An 18775-nucleotide genomic window follows, 5' to 3' on the forward strand; every position below is an offset into this window, starting at 1 on the left:
AACGGTGGGGGCCGCGCACGGCGACCAGGACTGCGCGCACCCCTCAATCGGCGTCGGGCAGTCCGAGCAACCGGGCGGCGTTGCGCCAGAGCCACTGTTCGAGGGTGCTCGGATCCAACGGCAGTGCCCGCATTTCGTCGCAGAGTTGGCGATGCGGAAGGTTCAGCAGAAACGCGCCGGTGCCATAGAGCACCTTATGGCGGATCGTGTTCTGCCCGAATCGCATCAGGGCCTCCCAGCCGGCCCCCGGTGCGGCGAAGTACTTGGGCCGGTGCGCGGCGAGTTCGAGGTACACATTGGGATGTTTCCAGGCGATCAGGCATGCCTCGAGCACCCATGGGTAGCCGCCGTGGCTCATCACGATGGTCAGTTCCGGAAAGCGGCACGCGACATCGTCGATGTGTCGGGGATGCCCGAGGTCACTGGGCCGGGTCCGGGTCCAGTTGGCCGAAGTGTGGATGCTCAGCGGCACTCCGAGTTCGACACACTTGGCGTAGTACGGGAAGTATGCGGGGTCCGATGCCGGTCGACCGATCATGAAAGGCCGCAGGCTGAGTCCGCGAAATCCACGATCGGTGATCCAGTGCTCGAATTGGTCGAGAGCCGCGGCGCCGCCCATGATGTCGGCGCCGGCGAACGGGATGAACCGATCCGGGTGTCGGGCGGCGAGCGCGGCAACTGACTCGTTGTGCACGAACGTCACGCCGCAGGTGGAGCGTTCGTCGAAGCCGGTGATGAGACTCTGGCGGATGCCGGCGGCATCGAGCTGGGCACGGATGTCATCGTCGCTTCGCCGAAGCGATTCCGCGTAAGCGTTGAACTGCTCGGCGCTGACCGGCGTCTTGGTGAACACTTCGAGGTACCGGAGTTGCTCGGCCGGGAAGCCGGCACATAGGTCGTCGATGATCTCGGCAGCCGGCACGATCGGCGCCCACATGTCAATGACTTTGCCAGCCAACGTCTTCCCCTTCCGTGACAACAGTTGGGTGGCGAACGGTGCGCTTCGCCAAAACTTACCCCGTTGCCGCGGTTGTCGGCGTGTCATCGCAACCGGTTAAGGCGTTGCGCTCAAGGCCTCAAGCCACCAGCGCCGGCCGGTGCCCCGGGAGCTGCGCCCCCGCATGCACCGCATACCGGCACCGTGCGGCCAAGGTTCGGCGATCGGTACCCGGCAGTTGCAGGAACCCGACATGCACCCGGGTCACCGTGCGGCGCACGGCGAGCACCCGGCACACCGACCGTGCCAACGTGTCCTGGCCCACGTAGGCGGGAGTGGTCGACACGCTGCCGTCGACGCGGTAATACGTGAGCCACAGGGGCTGTACCGGGCGCGCGGCGTCGACGGCGGCCTGAAACATCGCCGGGTAGAAGCTCCCCGACGCCCGTCCACACCAGGTGGTGCCCTCGGGGAAGGCCACGACAGTCTGACCGGCGCGCAGCCTGCGGGCGACGGTGTCGACCACCTCGGGCAGCCGGCGTAGGCTGGCCCGCTCGATCGGGATGATCTTCAGCAGGCGGGCCAGCATCCCGATCGCGGGTCCGCTGAACATGTCGGCACGGGCGACGAACGACCCGGGCAACACCGCACCGATAGCGAAGACGTCCAGCCACGACATGTGATTGCTGACCACCAGAACGCCGCGCAGGTTGCGAATCGGGTTGCCCGACACGGTGATCCGGACGCCAAAACAGCGCAGCACCAACCGGCAGTAGGCGCGTTGCAGGTGGGTGCGACCGGGCAGCGGCACACCCAGCAGGGGCAGGCCCGGCGCCAACAGCAGCGCCAGTGTGAGGCGCAGCGCCACCCGCAGCCGCGCACAACCGGCGGTGTCGCCATGGCCCACGCAGCTGACATCGCATGATGCGCGAGGCAGCCAGCAGTGCCCGGCACTGTTCATCAGCGCGCCCCGCCGGCCATCCCGCCAGCCATCTCTGAGGCCACCGCCACCGACCGCAGTCGCTTCAGGTAACGGGTATCGGCGTGACGTTTGTCCAGCAGCACGCAGAAATCGCCGACTCCGAAGGCCGGGTCGTGCGCGGGCTCGCCGCATACCCGGGCACCCAGCCGCAGGTAGCCACGCATCAGGGGCGGGACCGTCGGACGCCGCGGCGGGTCAATGTCGTCCAGGCCGTCGCCGCCGATACGCACCGGCCGGTAGGGGTACACCCGGTACTGCGCCGCGTGCCGGACCCGCACGAAGTCGCGCACGCCGCGGATCTGACTGCCGGGTGGGTGACCTGCTGGGCCCTCCGGGCCGTCGATGGGCACCGACACGCAGCCGGTCACGAAGTCGTAGTCGCATCGATCCAGGTAGGCCAGGATGCCCGCCCACATCAGCAGCACCACCGCGCCGTTGCGGTGACCGTCGCGCACCGCCGCGCGGCCCATCTCGACCAACGACGGCCGCAGCGGGTCGAAAGCGCGGACGTCGAATTCGGTGGCGGTATACAGACCTCCCGCGGCGATGGCACCCGCCGGCGGCAGCATCCGGTAGCAGCCCACCAGCTCACCGGTGTCGTCGTCGCGGACCAGCAGGTGGTCGCAGTACTCGTCGAACCGGTCGACGTCGCGGTGATCGATCGCCGACGGCACCACGAACCCGGGCGTGCTGCTGAAGACGTCGTATCGAAGTTGTTGCGCGGCCTCGATCAAAGCGTCGTCGGTGGTCAGCAACAGGGAATAGCGTGGTCGCGAGGATGATCCGGCCGCCGGATCGTTCGATTTGCCGCTGGGTATGAGGACAGAAGCGATGCTCATGCCACCAACGTGACGCAGCCGGTCAGCTAATCGGCATCGGCGCTGTGACGGGCCGGTGCACGTCAGGTGACAACATGTTGCAGCACCGAATCCTTGCCGAATTTTGAAAATTGATCCAGTATCTTGTGCCATGGCTCACGTTCCCGGATACGCAAAGCGCCACCGGACGCGTGCCTCGATTCTGGATGCCGCGCTGGCCGAGGCCAGTGAACGTGGACTGCACCGGGCATCGGTCACCGGAATCGCCGCGCGGGCCAACACCGCGGTCGGAAACCTGCACTACCACTTCGGTTCGCGCGCCGAGCTGTTGCGGGCGACGATGCGCAAGCTCATGTCGGATTTCTTCGCGCGGCTGGCCGCCTTCGAAGAGGAACCCGCGCAGCACGGCGGTGATTTCTTCGAACGTCACCGCACCGGCCTGCTGGCCTATGTCGACTACGTGCGCAGCAACCCCGGGCACATCCGGTTGGTCGACGAGATCAGGTTTCTCGAGCCCGAGTTGTATCGCCAAGGCATCAACGCCTGGGTCGAGCTGATTTCGGCGCGGCTGCGCGACGGCATCGCGGCCGGCTCGGTACGGGCGATGAACGACGTCGAGATCGCCGCGCAGGCACACTTTTTGGTCGGCGCCCACCGGTTCCTCGAGGACCTGGTCACCGACGCGGGCCGGGAGGCAGAGGTCGTCGACGCCTACTTGCGATTGGTACGCCGCGGGCTGGCCGCCGAACCCCAAGACACCCAAGACAGTGGAGAGGTCGATCATGACTGAGTTCGCCGGGAACGGATTCGACCCCGATGCGCTGCGCGCCAAATACCAACAGGAACGCGACAAGCGCCTGCGACCGGACGGGATACGCCAATATGTGGAAGTCGCCGGCGCATTCGCCCGCTTCGGCGACGACCCGTGGGCTGACCCAGGCTTTTCCCGCGATCCGATCACCGAAACGACCGACGTGGCGATCATCGGTGCCGGTTTCGGCGGACTGCTCATCGGTGCGCGGTGCCGGCAACTCGGCGTGGACGATATTCGGCTCATCGACAAGGCGGCCGACGTCGGCGGCACCTGGTACTGGAATCGCTACCCCGGCATCGCTTGTGACGTCGAGTCCTACATCTACCTGCCGCTGCTCGAGGAGCTCGGCTACGTCCCGACCGAGAAGTACGCCAAGGGAGCCGAAATCTTCGCCCACTGCCGGCACATCGCCGAGCACTACGACCTCTACCGCAACGCGCGGCTGAACACCGAGGTCACCGAGATCCGTTGGGACCCAAGCGACTCCCGCTGGGTGATCGCTACCAACCGCCATGACACGATCCGTGCCCGGTTCGTGGCGATGGCAAACGGGTATCTGCAGAAGCCGAAGCTACCCGGCATCGACGGCATAACAACGTTCGGCGGCCACGCTTTTCACACCAGCCGTTGGGATTACACCTACACCGGTAAGAATCTCGAGAGGCTCTCCGACAAGCGGGTGGGCATCATCGGCACCGGCGCGACGGCGATCCAGTGCGTGCCCCGGCTGGCTGAGGCCGCGCAGCGGCTGTTCGTCTTCCAACGCACCCCGTCAACGGTGGACGTGCGGGCCAATCGGCCGACCGACGCGGACTGGGCGGACTCGTTGCAGCCGGGCTGGCAGCGGCGTCGCATCGAGAACTTCCAAATCCTTACCGCCGGAGGCGAATGCGACGAGGACCTGGTCGACGACGCGTGGACCAGCCTGACCAAGAAGCTGCCCATCGTGCGCCACAATGCGTCCGCGGTGCCCGGTCAGGCATCGCCGTTGGAGCTGGCCGATTTCGCGAAGATGGAAGAGATCCGGGCACGCATCGACGGGATCGTGGCCGATCCCGCCACCGCCGAGGCGCTCAAGCCCTGGTACGGGTATTTCTGCAAGCGGCCCTGCTTCCACGACGAGTACCTGCAAGCTTTCAACCGCGACAACGTCACCCTGGTCGATACCCACGGGAAGGGTGTCGAACAGATCACCGAGCACGGTGTCGTCGTCGAGGGCGTCGAATACCCGCTCGACTGTTTGATTTTCGCCACCGGGTTCGAGGTCGGAACCGAATATTCCCAGCGGACCGGCTTCGAGGTGATCGGTCGTGACGGCCTGACGCTGACCGCCAAGTGGGCCGACGGCATCCGCACCTTCCACGGCCTGCACGTTCATGGCTTTCCGAACTGCTTCATCGAAAGCATTGCCCAGTCCGGCTTTACCGTGAACTTTCCCTACCTGATCGACACCCAGTCCCGGCAGGTGGCCTGGGTGATCGCGTGGGCGCTGCGGCACGGTGTGACCGAGGTGGAGGCGACCGCCGAGGCCGAACAAGCCTGGGTGGACGCCGTCGTGCAGCGCTCGACCGTGATAGCCGGACGGCGGGAGGCGTGCACTCCGGGCTATTACAACCGCGAGGGCCAGGTGAGCGCCAGATTGCGGCAGGATAGCTTTTTCTTCGGCAGCCCAACCGAATACGCCGACATCCTCGCGGCGTGGCGGGACGCAGGCACCCTCGACGGCCTCGCCAAGCGGACCTCGGCGCCCCTCGACCAGGAAGTCGCGTCATGATCGGCGGCACCTTCGACGCCTCGCGCTACCGGTGGAAGAAGGTGACCGGACGCCCGGGGTCGAAATACAAGATCCAGCACGACTACACCATCCTGGGCTACGACCGTGACGCCGGCACCCTCGACATGGTGGTGCGCTGGCAAGGCGACGGCGGGCATTGCCCGATCCATCGCCACGCGGCCACCACAAGCATCATCGTGCTGGCCGGCGAGCAACATCTGTGGGATGTCGAATCAGACGGTTCGATCGGCAATCATCGCCTCCGGCGTGCCGGTGACTATGCGCTGACCGGCAACGACCAAAAGCCGCATCTGGAGCGCGGCGGCGACGACGGCGGCCTGGTCTACTTCGGGGCTCGCCCCGACTCTCCCGACGCGTTGCTCTACGAGATCTACGATGCCGGCATGAATGTCGTCGCCCGGATCACCATCGACTCCTTGGTCGCCGATTTCAACGCCGACCCGGTTCCGGCCTGACCGCCGTGGGCCTGCAGATCGACCAGGAAGTGCTCGCCGAGCTGGCGTTGCTGAATACGGGCGGGACCAAATCCGAGCCGACGCCGGTGGGCGATGTGGCGACCCGGAGAGCCAACAGCAAGCGCACAGTTGACCAGCTCATGGCCACCCGCCCGCCCATCACCGGGGTAGCCCTGCAGCACCATGCGGTGGACACCGACGACGGTGCCACGATGACGTTGCACTGGTACCACGCGACGACGGAGCAACCACCCGGTAGCGCGGTGCTCTATTTGCACGGCGGCGGAATGATTTTCGGCATGCGCGAACTGGGCGGCCTCTACGACTGGCTCGCGCGACGCTACGTCGCCGACTCCGGTGTGCCCATGTTGCTCGTCGACTACCGCACCGCACCGGAGTCTGCGCACCCGGTCCCGCTGCACGACTGCTTTGCCGCCTTGGAGTGGCTGCACGGCCACACCGGCGAACTGGGCGTCGATCCGGCCCGGGTGGCCGTGATGGGCGACAGCGCCGGCGGCGGGCTGGCCGCCGCGGTGTGCCTGATGGCTCGCGATCGCGGTGGCCCCGCAATCGCCCAACAGCTGTTGGTCTATCCGATGCTCGACGATCGCACCGCGCTACCGGACCCTGAACTGGTGCCGTTCTTGACCTGGACCTACGACGACAACATCACCGGCTGGCAGGCCCTGCTGGGCCAGAGCGCCGGCGCCGACGGCATCAGTTCTTATGCGGCTCCGGCGCGGGCCAGCGATGTTTCGCGGCTGCCGGCCACCTACATCGACGTGGGTGACCTCGACATCTTCCGGGACGAAGACGTCGCCTACGCGCGCCGTCTGGCCGCCGCCGGTGTCCCGGCCGAGTTGCATGTGCATCCCGGTTGTCCGCACGCATTCGAGGGGATGGCTCCCAATGCCGCGGTTTCCCGGCGGGTGATCGCCGACCGCGTGCGCAGGCTGCAGACCATCTGAGGCACTTTGCGATCGCCCGCCCGGAATGCGTTGATTAGCTTGGTGATTGGGCGATGCGCGGTCAGCGACCGACGGGACAACCGTGCGCGCGGACGCCGTAGTCGACCTGCCAGTGCTTGATGCCGTTCAACCATCCGGATCGCAGTCGCTCGGGCTGAGAAATCGGCTTCAAGTCGGGCATGTGGTCGGCGATCGCGTTGAAGATCAAGCTGATCGTCATCCGGGCCAGGTTGGCCCCCACGCAGTAGTGTGCGCCGGTGCCGCCGAATCCGACGTGCGGGTTGGGATCTCGCAAGATGTCGAAGATGTCCGGGTGGTCGAAGACGTCGTCGTCAAAATTGGCCGACCGGTAGAACATCACCACCCGCTGGCCCTTTCGGATCTGCACACCGGAAACCTCGGTGTCTGCCAACGCCGTACGCTGAAACGCGGTCACCGGGGTAGCCCAGCGCACGATCTCGTCGGCCGCGCTCTCGGGACGTTCCCGCTGGAAAAGCTCCCACTGGTCCGGGTGTTCGGTGAACGCCATCATGCCCTGGGTGATGGAGTTGCGAGTGGTCTCGTTGCCCGCCACCGCCAGCATGAGGACGAAAAACCCGAACTCGTCGTCGGAAAGTTTCTCGCCGTCGATGTCGGCGCGGATCAGCGTGGTGACGATGTCGTCGCCGGGGTTCTTCGACTTCACGTCGGCCATGTGCATGGCATAGGCCAGCACCTGCATCGACGACGCCTCGGCGTCGATATCTGCGTATTCGGGGTCCTCGCTGCCCGTCATTTCGTTGGACCAGCGAAACAGTTTGGCTCGATCTTCTTGCGGCACCCCGAGCAGGCCGGCGATCGCCTGCAGCGGCAGTTCGCACGACACCTGCTCGACGAAATCACCGGAGCCTTGTGCCGCAGCGCTTTTGACGATGTGGTGCGCGCGCCGGTCGAGCTCGTCACGCAGCCGTCCGACGGCTCGTGGGGTGAAGCCCCGCGAGATGATCTTACGGAGCCGAGTGTGGTGCGGGGCGTCGGTGTTGAGCAGCACCGCCCGCTGCATGTCGATGTTCTCCCGGGGAATGTCGTCGGGGAACCGAGGGATCGCGGTGTTGACGTAGGTGGAGAAGACGTCGCTGCGCAGCGAAATCTCTTTGACGTCTTTGTGTTTGGTGACAACCCAGAAGCCGCCGTCGTTGAAGCCGCCCCTGCCGATCGGTTGGTCATTCCACCAGATAGGCGCGAGGCGGCGTAGTTCGGCGAGCTCCTCGACGGGCAACCGCTCGGCGTAGATGTCGGGGTCGGTGAAGTCGAAGCCGACAGGCAGGCTCGGGCAGGTCATCGGCCGGCCTCCTGCGGCCGGCGCGCGCACCCGCGTGTGGTTCCGCTCGCGACACAACCGTCGCGACGACAATCCCGAGCGGTCTTCCGCCGTCGGGCAAGCGTGCCCGCGCCGCACATTCGATTCCTCCCCAATCAGCCGGCGCAGCAAGCCGGCCGCCGTGTCAACTAATCGATCAGTTGATTGGATCCACTATGGGCACCGCGGGCGGCCGCAGTCAAGAGCTGCGGCCGCGCCGGGGCACCGGTGATTCAGGTACCGGAAATGCCCGGTCCGCGGGACCGTGAAACACGGTGGGAGAAAACCGCCCGCCGCGATCGCAACGACCTGGCGGGCGGCTCGCGGCTGCTAACCCTTGCGGGCCTTGATCGCCTCGGTCAGCTGCGGGGCGACCTTGAACAAGTCGCCGACCACGCCGTAGTCGGCGATCTCGAAGATCGGCGCCTCCTCGTCCTTGTTGACCGCGACGATGGTTTTGGAGGTCTGCATACCCGCGCGGTGCTGGATCGCTCCGGAGATGCCCAGCGCGATGTAGAGCTGCGGCGACACCGTCTTGCCCGTCTGACCGACCTGGAACTGGCCCGGGTAGTAGCCGGAGTCGACGGCGGCACGCGAGGCGCCGACGGCGCCACCAAGCGAGTCGGCCAGCGCCTCGACGACGCCGAAGTTCTCGGCGCTGCCGACACCGCGGCCACCCGACACCACGATGGTGGCCTCGGTCAACTCCGGCCGGTCGCCGGCCACCGCGGGCTGGCGGGAGGTGATCTTGGTCGCGTTCTCGGCGGGAGCCGGCACCTCCACGCTGACCTGCTCACCCGCGCCGCTGGCCGGCTGCGCTTCGATGGCGCCGGCGCGCACCGAGATCACCGGGGTGTCGCCGGTGGCCTGCGCCTCGACGGTGAACGCGCCACCGAAGATGGAGTGCACGGTTTTGCCACCCTCTTTGACGTCCACCACGTCGACGAGCAGGCCGGACCCGATCCGGGCGGCGAGCCGGCCCGCGATCTCCTTGCCGTCGGCGGTGGCGGCCACCAGCACGGCGGCCGGGGCCGAGGACTCGGCTAGCGCCGCGAGAACGTCGACATACGGGGTGATCAGGTATTGGTCGACGACATCTGACTCGGCGACGTAGATCTTGGCGGCACCGGCCGCCTTCAGTCCGTCGACCAGCGGCGCGGCGGTGCCCGGGGCACCGACCACGACGGCCGCCGGCTCACCCAGCGCCCGGGCGGCGGTGATCAATTCGGAGGTGACTTTCTTCAGCGCACCTTCAGCGTGCTCAACGAGCACCAGTACTTCAGCCATGGGTTATATCGCTCTCGTCTCGGAATAGCGCTGGTTCAGATGATTTTCTGGCCCACCAGGTACTGCAGGATCTGGTTGCCGCCCTCGCCCTCGTCGGTGACCTTCTCACCGGCCGTTTTCGGCGGCTTGGGTGTTGAGGACAACACCGCCGTCCCGGCATTGGCCAGCCCCACCTCGTCGGCCTCGACACCGATCTCGGCCAAGGTCAGCACGGCGACCTCTTTCTTCTTGGCGGCCATGATGCCTTTGAAGGACGGGAAGCGTGGCTCGTTGATCTTCTCGTTGACACTGACCACCGCGGGCAGGGTGGCCTCGAGGGTGAACACACCGTCGTCGGTTTCGCGCTCACCGATGACTTTGCCGCCCTCGACCGACAGCTTGCGCAGGTGGGTGAGCTGCGGCAGGCCCAGATACTCGGCGATGATGGCCGGCACCGCGCCGCCCACGCCGTCGGTGGACTCGTTGCCGGCAATCACCAGCTCGGTGCCTTCGATGGTGCCCAGGGCACGCGCCAGCGCCCACCCGGTCTGGATGACATCGGAGCCGTGCATCCCGTCGTCCTTGAGATGCACGGCCTTGTCGGCACCCATCGACAACGCCTTGCGAATCGCCTCGGTGGCACGCTCGGGGCCCGCGGTCAGCACCGTCACCGACCCTTCGACGCCGTCGGCGGCCTCCCGCTCCCGGATCTGCAGTGCCTCTTCCACAGCGCGCTCGTTGATCTCGTCCAGGACCGCGTCGGCGGCCTCACGGTCGAGCGTCCAGTCACCCTCGGTCAGCTTGCGCTCCGACCAGGTATCCGGGACCTGCTTGATCAGGACCACGATGTTTGTCATGAGTGTGGCTCGTCCTCCTCGAAGGCGTCCGGCAGCGCTCAGCCGCCGGACCTCGGTCACGCGGTTCGCAACCGCACCGGCATGTTACTAGACGGTAACTTTTTGCGGTCTGCCCTCACACCATAGCGGGTCGTATTTGCCGGATTGCCCGGTCACCCCGGCAAACGGGGGATCCTCAGCTCGTTGGTCGGTACACTTCACATCCCCGCCGGACCGCCCGTAACCGGTGCGCGGTTCGCGAATCAGGCGGTACGGGTTAGCCTGCCTTAACAATGAGCGCATTCGTCCCCGACCTTCCCCGAAACACCCCGACCGACTCCCCGCCGGCGGTCTCTCCGACGAGCCCGACGGTGCTCACCTTGACCGGTGAACGCACCATCCCCGACCTGGACGTCGAGAATTACTGGTTCCGCCGCCACGAGGTCGTCTATCAGCGGCTGGCGCCGCGCTGCGCGGGCCGTGACGTGCTGGAAGCCGGGTGCGGCGAGGGCTACGGCGCCGACCTGATCGCCAATGTGGCCCGCCAGGTGGTCGCCATCGACTACGACGAGGCCGCCGTGGCACATGTTCGCAGCCGCTATCCCCGGGTCGACGTGATGCAGGCCAACCTGGCCGCGCTACCGCTGCCCGACGCGTCGGTGGACGTCGTGGTCAACTTCCAGGTCATCGAGCATCTCTGGGATCAAGGCGGTTTCGTTCGCGAGTGCGCCCGGGTGCTGCGCCCGTCGGGCCTGCTGATGGTGTCCACCCCGAACCGGATCACCTTCTCCCCCGGCCGCGACACCCCGATCAATCCCTTCCACACCCGCGAGCTCAACGCCGACGAACTCACCGAACTGCTGGTCGACGCGGGCTTCACCGAGGTCGTCATGTACGGGTTGTTCCATGGGCCGCGGCTGCGCGAGATGGACGCCCGCCACGGCGGCTCGATCATCGACGCCCAGATCACGCGCGCCGTCGCCGATGCGCCGTGGCCTGCCGAGCTGGCGGCAGACGTCGCGGCGGTCACCACCGCGGACTTCGACATGGTGACCCACGACTACGGCCCTGACATTCAAGACAGCCTGGACCTGATCGCAATCGCGGTGCGGCCGTGACCGCACCCGCAAGCCGGGTGCCCGGATTGTTCACCCTGGTCTTGCACACCCACCTGCCATGGCTGGCCCACCACGGCCGGTGGCCGGTCGGTGAGGAGTGGCTCTACCAATCCTGGTCGGCCGCCTACCTGCCGTTGTTCCGGGTTCTGCGTGAGCTGGCCAGCGAAGACCGCCGCAGGCTGATCACCCTCGGCATGACGCCGGTGGTCAACGCCCAGCTCGACGACCCGTATTGCCTGGACGGGATGCACCACTGGCTGGCCAACTGGCGCTTGCGCGCCACCGAAGCCACCAGCGTGCGCTGCGCGCCGCGCTCGAAATCGGCCCACTATCAGTCGTGTGCGCCGGACGCGTTGCGGGCGTTCGGTATTCGCGAGTGCATCGACGCGGACCAAGCACTTGACGACTTCGCGGCGCTGTGGCGTCACGGCGGCAGCCCACTGCTGCGCGGCTTGATCGACGCCGGCGCGGTGGAGCTGCTCGGCGGCCCGCTGGCGCACCCCTTCCAGCCGTTGCTGAATCCCCGGCTGCGCGAGTTCGCGTTACGCGAAGGCCTGGCCGACGCGTGGTTGCGGATGGCGACGCGCCCGACCGGAATCTGGGCGCCCGAATGCGCCTACGCCCCCGGCCTGGAGCACGACTACGCCGCCGCGGGAGTCAGCCACTTCATGGTGGACGGCCCGTCGCTGCACGGGGACACCGCGCTGGGCCGGCCGGTCGGCGGCACCGACGTGGTCGCGTTCGGGCGCGACCTGCAGGTCAGCTACCGGGTGTGGTCGCCGAAATCCGGTTACCCCGGACACGCGGCCTACCGCGACTTCCACACCTACGACCATCTGACGGGTCTCAAGCCGGCCCGGGTCACCGGCCGCAATGTGCCATCGGACGCCAAGGCACCCTACGACCCCGAACGGGCCGACCGTGCGGTCGACGTTCATGTCGCCGACTTCGTGGACCTGGTACGCGGCCGGCTGACCGCCGAGTCGGAGCGGATCGGGCGGCCCGCCCACGTGGTCGCCGCCTTCGACACCGAGTTGTTCGGTCACTGGTGGTATGAGGGACCGACCTGGCTGGCGCGGGTGTTGCGGACGTTGCCGGCCGCCGGGGTGCGAGTCGGCACGCTGCGGGACGCGCTCGATGACGGGTTCGTCGGCGACCCGGTCGAATTACCGCCCAGCTCTTGGGGTTCCGGCAAAGATTGGCAAGTGTGGAACGGCGAGAAGGTGGCCGACCTGGTGCAGCTCAACTCCGAAGTCGTCGACACCGCTTTGACCACCGTTGACAAGGCATTGACGCAGACGGCGTCGCTGGACGGGCCGATTCCCCGCGATCATGTCGCCGATCAGATCCTGCGCGAGACACTGCTGACCGTGTCCAGCGACTGGCCGTTCATGGTGAGCAAGGATTCGGCGGCCGACTATGCGCGGTATCGCGCACATCTGCACGCTCATGCGACCCGCGAGATCGCCGGGGCGCTGGCGTCGGGACGGCGCGACCACGCGCAGCGGCTGGCCGATGGATGGAACCGCGCCGACGGGCTGTTCGGCGCTTTGGATGCCCGACGGCTGCCCCGATGACCGTCTCGCCGGGGCCGCCGGCCCGCCGAGACTGCGCTGGCCGCATCCATCCTGCGCCCAGCGCCTATTCGGGGGTCGAATCCGCGCTGTGGTTGCAGTTTCGGCGACGGAATGGGGGGCCGCTTCGATGAAAATCCTGATGGTGTCGTGGGAATACCCGCCGGTGGTCATCGGCGGGCTCGGCCGCCATGTGCACCATCTCTCCACCGCATTGGCCGCGGCCGGTCACGACGTCGTCGTGCTGTCCCGCCGGCCCGCCGGCACCGACCCCAGCACCCACCCGTCGTCCGATGTGGTCAGCGAAGGGGTGCGGGTGATCGCGGCCGCACAGGATCCGCACGAATTCAGCTTCGCCAGCGACATGATGGCCTGGACCCTGGCGATGGGTCATGCGATGATCCGGGCCGGCCTGTCGCTCAAGAGGCACGGCAGCGACCGGCCGTGGCGTCCCGACGTCGTGCACGCCCACGACTGGCTGGTGGCGCATCCGGCCATCGCCCTCGCCCAGTATTACGACGTGCCAATGGTTTCCACAATTCACGCGACCGAAGCCGGACGGCATTCCGGCTGGGTCGCCGGAACAATCAGTCGTCAGGTACACGCGGTCGAGTCGTGGCTGGTGCGCGAATCCGATTCGCTCATCACGTGTTCGGCGTCGATGCGCGACGAGATCACCGAGCTGTTCGGTCCGGGCCTGGCTGAAACCACGGTGATCCGCAACGGTATTGATGCGGGCCGCTGGCCATTCGCGGTCCGACGCGCGCGCACCGGGCCGCCCGAGCTGCTGTACGTCGGCCGGCTGGAATACGAGAAAGGCGTGCACGACGCCATCGCCGCGCTGCCGCGGATCAGGCGTGCCCACCCGGGTACCACCCTGACCATCGCCGGCGAAGGCACCCAACGGGATTGGCTGGTCGAGCAGGCCCGCAAACATCGGGTACTCAAGGCAACCAAGTTCGTCGGACATCTCGACCACGCCGAACTACTGGCGGTGTTACACCGGGCGGACGCGGCGTTATTCCCCAGCCACTATGAGCCGTTCGGGCTGGTGGCGCTGGAGGCAGCGGCAGCCGGCGCCCCGCTGGTGACGTCGAACATCGGCGGCCTGGGCGAAGCGGTGATCAACGGGGTGACCGGGATGTCGTGCCCGCCCCGCGACGTGGCGGCACTGGCCGCGGCGGTGTGCGCGGTGCTCGCCGACCCGGCCGCCGCGCAGCAGCGGGCCCGCGCCGCCCGCGACCGGCTCACGTCCGACTTCGATTGGCGGACAGTGGCCGACGAGACTGCTCAGGTGTATCTGGCGGCCAAACGCCGCGAACGGCAGCTACTGCCCCGGCTGCCCATCGTCGAGCACGCGTTGCCGGACCGCTAGTCGACGCTGTCCAGGCCGATCGCTGTGGCGCAATAGCGCCACAGCGAGTCGCGATCGCTGTCACTGGACCGGGTCCAGGGCAGGTAGTGCTCGGGTCGGGGTCGGCGATCGTGCCAAAAGATGCCGGTCGGTGGTGCGGGACTGGTCGCGGGCGGCCAAACGCCGCGAACGGCAGCTACTGCCCCGGCTGCCCATCGTCGAGCACGCGTTGCCGGACCGCTAGTCGACGCTGTCCAGGCCGATCGCTGTCACTGGACCGGGTCCAGGGCAGGTAGTGCTCGGGTCGGGGTCGGCGATCGTGCCAAAAGATGCCGGTCGGTGGTGCGGGACTGGTCGCGGCGAGCCACACGGCGGTGTCGGCGCCCTCTTCCAGGGTGCGCAGCAGCGGCCCGGTGACGGCGCGAAAACCCGGAAGTGACGACGCTACGCCCGGAGTATCGGCCCAACCCGGATGCATGGAATACACCCGGATGTGCCGGTCGGCCCAGCGGCGGGCCAGGATCGGGGTGAATGCCACCTGCATCCGTTTGGTGCGGGCATACGCGACGGCGCCACGGTAGCGACCGATGCGGTATTCGGGGTCCTCGACGGGCAGCGACTGGGTGTACATCCCGCCGGAGGACATCAGGATCACCCGCGGGTCGTCGGATGCGGCCAGCATCGGAGTCAACAGCTCGGTCAGCAGTATCGGACCCAAAACATGTGTGGCCAAAGTGATTTCGTGGCCATCGTCGGTCTCGCCGCGGGCGGCGGGCAGCAACCCGGCATTGTGGATCAGCACGTCCAGCCGCGACACCCGGGTGCGCAGGTCGGCAGCGAAGGCGCGAACGGCGCCCAGGTCGGAGACGTCGCACACCTCCACCCGCACGTCGGCACCCGATTCGGCGACGATCTCGTCGCGTGCCCGCTCGCCGCTCTCGCGGTCGCGAACGGTCAGCAGCACGGTCGCGTCCAGCCCGGCCAGGCCCGCGGCGATGGCCTTGCCCAGGCCGCGATTGGCGCCGGTGACCAGCGCGGTGCGGCCCCGCAGGGCACCCGGCGGCGGGTCGCCCGCCCAGCCAGATTGGCGAAGCCGATAGCCGATGCGGGTGTAACCGGGCACGACGGTCCGGTCGAGGGCCGTGTCGAGCAGCGGGCGCAGCCGGCCGAAAACGCTCATACGCCCCATACTTCCCTACCCGGCCTATCCGGCCTATCCGGCAGCGGCAGCCCGCCGGCGGCTCAGCCGGCATCTCTGCCGTCACGGCTGCGCGCGTAGGCACGAGCCCGCAGATCCGCCAGCCATCCCGGAAACAGCCGCAACCCGGGCGCGGTGTTGACCACCGGATCGAACGACACGTCGTTACCCGGCCCCGGACTGACGACACTGGTCAGCCTCAGGTGAGCCACCTTCTCGAAATTGGCTGTGCCGCAAGCCTGGTCGAGGGCCACTTCTACGCCAGCGTCGTTGATTCGTTCCCCGAAATTGCCGAGAGACAGGCCAAATCCATTGATATCGGTCAGTATTCGCGCTCGTAGCCACCAGTACTTTGCCCGGTAGCGCAACGGCATGAGGGTGGTCATGGGTTGGCCCGTCCACGATGTGACCGGCCGCAGCGCCAGCGCCCGGCTCAGGACACCAGATCCCGCGGAGACCAACAGGATGTCCCACGGCGTCGCATCGACCCGCGGGGGCGCGACCCGCAGAGCCAGCCCGATGAAGTCGGGCAGCGACCCCGGGGTGCCGCCTGCTTTCGACACCCTGGCCACGACGTCGGACGACGGGACCGGAAGTCCGTTGGACGGCGGCGCAACGCGTTCGATCGAACCTGACGCAATGACGCCGATAGGGTGGAAGATTCGACTACCGCGGATCGCGGATCCCCACTGAAAAGGCCGAGCGACGATGTCGGAAACAGTCATCCGCGCCGGGTTCCCCTTCTCGGCAGTGGCAAACCAGCACCGGGGCCGGCCGGTCATCGTTGCCGCGCAGCTGCTCTCGGGTCTGTCCGCGTTCGATTCCGTCGTTCACCGGCCGATCGTGTGTCCCAAGGGCGGCTGTATTGGGCCAGCCGACCGTGCGTCGACGTAGAGCTGCCGCATGACCGTCTGCCAGGACTGAGCCCATAGCGTTGAGCCGCGCACCCCGTCGATCAGTCCGACAATGACGGCGCCGTTGTCCTCGGTCAGCGCATACACCGGCCCGCCCAGGTCGCGTTGGTCTGCAGTCATGTCGGCAATGGCAAACCCGTCGTTGCCGACCGAGCTGACCCGGCCGCAGATTTGCCCGGAGAGTATTCCGGCATGGCACACCGGCAGCCCCGGTTGCACGCTGAATCCCGGGGTGGACTGCAATTGACGCCCGCTGGGCAGCAGGTCCGTGGCGATCACCTCGGGGGCCAGTGTAATGACCTCGTATTCGACGCCCGCTGCCGAGTCGGCTGCCGCGGGTTCGTTGACGGTGCCGCGCCGGGCGAGCATCACGGTACCGACCACGTTGTTTTTGCCGTCGGTAACGGTGGACCCCTCGTCGCAGCGGCCGGCGCTCACCGCGATCCGCAGCCGCGTTTCAACGAACCCCACCGTGCACACCATGGCGCCCTGGTGAATTTCCATGCCCGGAAATACCGTGACACCGGGTTTGGCCGCAGCCGGCGCCGGTGCACCGAACGCCATCAACGCGATCGCTATAACTACCGCGGAATGGCGAAATCCGTACAACACGGTTTCCATTTAGCCGCTACCATTCGTCGCCTCCACAAGGGGAACTTCCGCAGCCGTCAATTCCGGCTGTACAAGTCACCCAGTGGACTCAGATTACCCCTGTTCCGGCGCGGTCAAACCCGAATAGCGCAGAAAACAAGTGGGCAGTGGCGAGCACATTTTCCGGCGGCTGACTGGTCGCCGGGCTATCGGCGACGGGCCTGTGGTGGAAGGTCAACAAGCGAAGCGGTGTTACCCGCATGTAGCCGAAAAGCGAAGACTCACCCTCCTTCCCCCGCCTCAGTTGCCGGGCCGAAATCTGTTGTGCCGCTGCATTAAATCGCTGTTCTGAGCTTCGCGTCGGGTCCGCCTGCGGCCGCCGCGCCGCGGCTGCCGGCGTTAGGCTTTTCGACGAGGTTGAGTTCACAGCTGACCACCGCGGGGGCGGTGTCCCAAAGGCTGTAGCTCCCGCGCCCACCACACACACGATGGGCTCCACGAATATGACTGCTTTAGGGGCTATCAGCCCACCAGAACAACCCCGCTGCCGCTATGTGGTCGACTGCGCCGGGGCGCGACTGTGCGTTTACGCGCGCAGCCTTGCTACCATTGTGCGCATTGACGGAGAGGTCGACGTTTCGAACGCCGAGCGCATTGCCCACGAAATTCGGCGCTTCGCGCGGGTGAAGGCGCCGTTGATACTCGACCTGAGCCATCTCGATTTCCTCAGCGTTGACGGTTTTCGGGCTCTTCTGGTGCTCAACCACGAACACCACAAAGCCGGCCTGCACTGCAGCGTGATCGCGGGTCCTGCGATGCGACCGCTATTGCGCATTGTCATCAATCACGGTCTGCCTGTTGCCAATTCGGTTGCCGAGGCTCTGCAGTTGATCGAGGACGTCGTCAGCTCGCGCCGTCAGTTCCTTGCCGGACTAGCCAAACAACGCGAACCGCAGCGCCGCACCCCGCTCGCGCAAGTCTCCGGAGATGGTCGCTAAGACCTGCCCGCAGCGGTCACCGCCTCGTCACCGGAACGGCAACTTCGTTGCGGCGCAAGCATGGAACAGTCCACGGTGGGTCATAAAACCACGCCACCGGAGCACCGGCCGGCGCGTACTCGGTGCCGTCGAGCAGACGGAGTAATTCGTCGGTGTGGGAGGCGACGGCGCCGGGTCCGCGGTCACCGCTGAAACGCAGCACGGCGTACTCCTGCGCCCGCACAGCGACGAGTTCGACGGATTCGTCGTCTGGCGTGGGTAGGGTATCCAGCGTCCACTTGGCCGGCATGAAAAACCGGATCACCCAGGTGCCGTCGCCGCCCGCTTGCTGTGCTACCGGGGCCGTCATGGCGATGCGCTTTGCCGCGCTGACTGCTCCGCCGGCCCGCTGCTGACTGACCGGAGCCGTCATCGCGATTTTCGAATTTGCGTGATTCGCACCGAAAATGTAGCCGGCCAGTGCACGGAATCCGCGATTGCGGGCGCCTTCCTCGGTATCGGCGACGACCACTTCGGCCGCGATTCGTGGGCCGTAACGGCGGATCTGTAGTCCGCCGTGGAGCTGCTCCACGGTATGCGGCGGTTTCTCGGTCCCGACCCGCACCCCGACGACCGAGCCGGCCGCCTCGACGACCTGGGTCAGCAGTGGCGCGACACATCCCAGCATCTGCGGACCTACCTTTCGTGTGCTTCACGGCCTAACGGCGCGGACCAGCCCGACGTGTCGGCTCTGAAAATATCGAATGGCAGTCTCTTTTTCCGCAGCAATCCTATTTTTCAGCGAAAACCGCCGCGCACCGCGCCGGAGCCGGTGTAGA

The 18775-nt window shown here is 66.9% G+C and carries 18 protein-coding genes; 8 read left to right on the plus strand and 10 right to left on the minus strand.

The window, feature by feature from the left end:
- Positions 1-43: 43 nt before the first annotated feature.
- The 3 genes from CDN38_RS05480 to CDN38_RS05490 form a co-directional block, all read right to left on the minus strand.
- Positions 44-937, minus strand: coding sequence for an amidohydrolase family protein (locus tag CDN38_RS05480; RefSeq protein ID WP_075511985.1), 894 nt, complete (start codon positions 935-937; stop codon positions 44-46).
- 139 nt (positions 938-1076) lie between these two features.
- Positions 1077-1898: a lysophospholipid acyltransferase family protein gene (locus CDN38_RS05485; protein WP_075511984.1), complete on the minus strand. Its 822-nt coding sequence runs from the start codon at positions 1896-1898 to the stop codon at positions 1077-1079.
- Positions 1898-2758, minus strand: a complete 861-nt coding sequence (locus CDN38_RS05490; protein WP_075511983.1) for a GNAT family N-acetyltransferase — start codon at positions 2756-2758, stop codon at positions 1898-1900. Before CDN38_RS05490 ends, CDN38_RS05485 begins: the two co-directional genes overlap by 1 nt.
- Before the next feature lie 130 nt (positions 2759-2888).
- Here CDN38_RS05490 and CDN38_RS05495 point away from each other — a divergent pair, with 130 nt between their 5' ends.
- Genes CDN38_RS05495 through CDN38_RS05510 form a run of 4 tightly spaced genes read left to right on the plus strand, consistent with a single transcriptional unit; the run spans position 2889 to position 6769 of the window.
- The gene (locus CDN38_RS05495) at positions 2889-3527 is read left to right on the plus strand and encodes a TetR/AcrR family transcriptional regulator (RefSeq protein ID WP_075511982.1); all 639 of its coding nucleotides are present in this window, start codon (positions 2889-2891) and stop codon (positions 3525-3527) included.
- Entirely contained in the window at positions 3520-5325 is a 1806-nt protein-coding gene (locus CDN38_RS05500) for a flavin-containing monooxygenase (RefSeq protein WP_075511981.1), read from the plus strand. Before CDN38_RS05495 ends, CDN38_RS05500 begins: the two co-directional genes overlap by 8 nt.
- Positions 5322-5801 carry a hypothetical protein gene (locus CDN38_RS05505; protein WP_075511980.1) on the plus strand — a complete coding sequence of 160 codons (480 nt, stop codon included), beginning with the start codon at positions 5322-5324 and terminating at the stop codon, positions 5799-5801. The genes CDN38_RS05500 and CDN38_RS05505 overlap by 4 nt, the downstream gene beginning before the upstream one ends.
- A 5-nt stretch (positions 5802-5806) precedes the next feature.
- Complete coding sequence (locus tag CDN38_RS05510) at positions 5807-6769, plus strand: alpha/beta hydrolase (protein ID WP_075511979.1); 963 nt, start codon at positions 5807-5809, stop codon at positions 6767-6769.
- Between the two features lie 61 nt (positions 6770-6830).
- Here the strand turns inward: CDN38_RS05510 and CDN38_RS05515 are convergent, their stop codons facing one another.
- From CDN38_RS05515 to CDN38_RS05525, 3 genes are all read right to left on the minus strand, one after another.
- Positions 6831-8090, minus strand: a complete 1260-nt coding sequence (locus tag CDN38_RS05515; protein WP_075511978.1) for a cytochrome P450 — start codon at positions 8088-8090, stop codon at positions 6831-6833.
- A 348-nt stretch (positions 8091-8438) separates the two neighbouring features.
- Entirely contained in the window at positions 8439-9395 is a 957-nt protein-coding gene (locus tag CDN38_RS05520; protein WP_075511977.1) for an electron transfer flavoprotein subunit alpha/FixB family protein, read from the minus strand.
- A 35-nt stretch (positions 9396-9430) separates the two neighbouring features.
- Positions 9431-10231 carry an electron transfer flavoprotein subunit beta/FixA family protein gene (locus CDN38_RS05525; protein WP_075511976.1) on the minus strand — a complete coding sequence of 267 codons (801 nt, stop codon included), beginning with the start codon at positions 10229-10231 and terminating at the stop codon, positions 9431-9433.
- A 272-nt stretch (positions 10232-10503) separates the two neighbouring features.
- Here CDN38_RS05525 and CDN38_RS05530 point away from each other — a divergent pair, with 272 nt between their 5' ends.
- The 3 genes from CDN38_RS05530 (at position 10504) to CDN38_RS05540 (ending at position 14277) form a co-directional block, all read left to right on the plus strand.
- Positions 10504-11328: a class I SAM-dependent methyltransferase gene (locus CDN38_RS05530; RefSeq protein WP_075511975.1), complete on the plus strand. Its 825-nt coding sequence runs from the start codon at positions 10504-10506 to the stop codon at positions 11326-11328.
- Entirely contained in the window at positions 11325-12905 is a 1581-nt protein-coding gene (locus CDN38_RS05535; protein ID WP_075511974.1) for a 1,4-alpha-glucan branching protein domain-containing protein, read from the plus strand. The genes CDN38_RS05530 and CDN38_RS05535 overlap by 4 nt, the downstream gene beginning before the upstream one ends.
- 127 nt (positions 12906-13032) lie before the next feature.
- Positions 13033-14277 carry a glycosyltransferase family 4 protein gene (locus CDN38_RS05540; protein ID WP_099318839.1) on the plus strand — a complete coding sequence of 415 codons (1245 nt, stop codon included), beginning with the start codon at positions 13033-13035 and terminating at the stop codon, positions 14275-14277.
- Between the two features lie 175 nt (positions 14278-14452).
- Here CDN38_RS05540 and CDN38_RS05550 read toward each other — a convergent pair whose 3' ends face one another.
- The 3 genes from CDN38_RS05550 to CDN38_RS05560 all read right to left on the minus strand — a co-directional run bounded on the left by CDN38_RS05550 (position 14453) and on the right by CDN38_RS05560 (position 16989).
- Positions 14453-15436, minus strand: coding sequence for an SDR family NAD(P)-dependent oxidoreductase (locus CDN38_RS05550; protein WP_082276974.1), 984 nt, complete (start codon positions 15434-15436; stop codon positions 14453-14455).
- Positions 15437-15498: 62 nt separating this feature from the next.
- Positions 15499-16179 (minus strand): catalase family protein, encoded by a 681-nt coding sequence (locus tag CDN38_RS05555; protein WP_075509466.1) that lies wholly within the window; start codon positions 16177-16179, stop codon positions 15499-15501.
- Positions 16180-16284: 105 nt separating this feature from the next.
- Complete coding sequence (locus CDN38_RS05560; RefSeq protein ID WP_075509457.1) at positions 16285-16989, minus strand: Rv1815 family serine proteinase; 705 nt, start codon at positions 16987-16989, stop codon at positions 16285-16287.
- 458 nt (positions 16990-17447) lie between these two features.
- On the opposite strand from CDN38_RS05560, the gene CDN38_RS05565 reads away from it, so the two are divergent.
- The gene (locus tag CDN38_RS05565) at positions 17448-17957 is read left to right on the plus strand and encodes an STAS domain-containing protein (RefSeq protein WP_233026767.1); all 510 of its coding nucleotides are present in this window, start codon (positions 17448-17450) and stop codon (positions 17955-17957) included.
- Between the two features lie 16 nt (positions 17958-17973).
- Here CDN38_RS05565 and CDN38_RS05570 read toward each other — a convergent pair whose 3' ends face one another.
- A complete protein-coding gene (locus tag CDN38_RS05570; protein ID WP_075509455.1) occupies positions 17974-18624 on the minus strand; it encodes an SOUL family heme-binding protein in 651 nt (216 codons plus the stop codon).
- Between the last annotated feature and the right edge of the window lie 151 nt (positions 18625-18775).

Origin of the sequence: Mycobacterium ostraviense (assembly GCF_002705925.1) — a bacterium.
Classification (GTDB): domain Bacteria; phylum Actinomycetota; class Actinomycetes; order Mycobacteriales; family Mycobacteriaceae; genus Mycobacterium; species Mycobacterium ostraviense.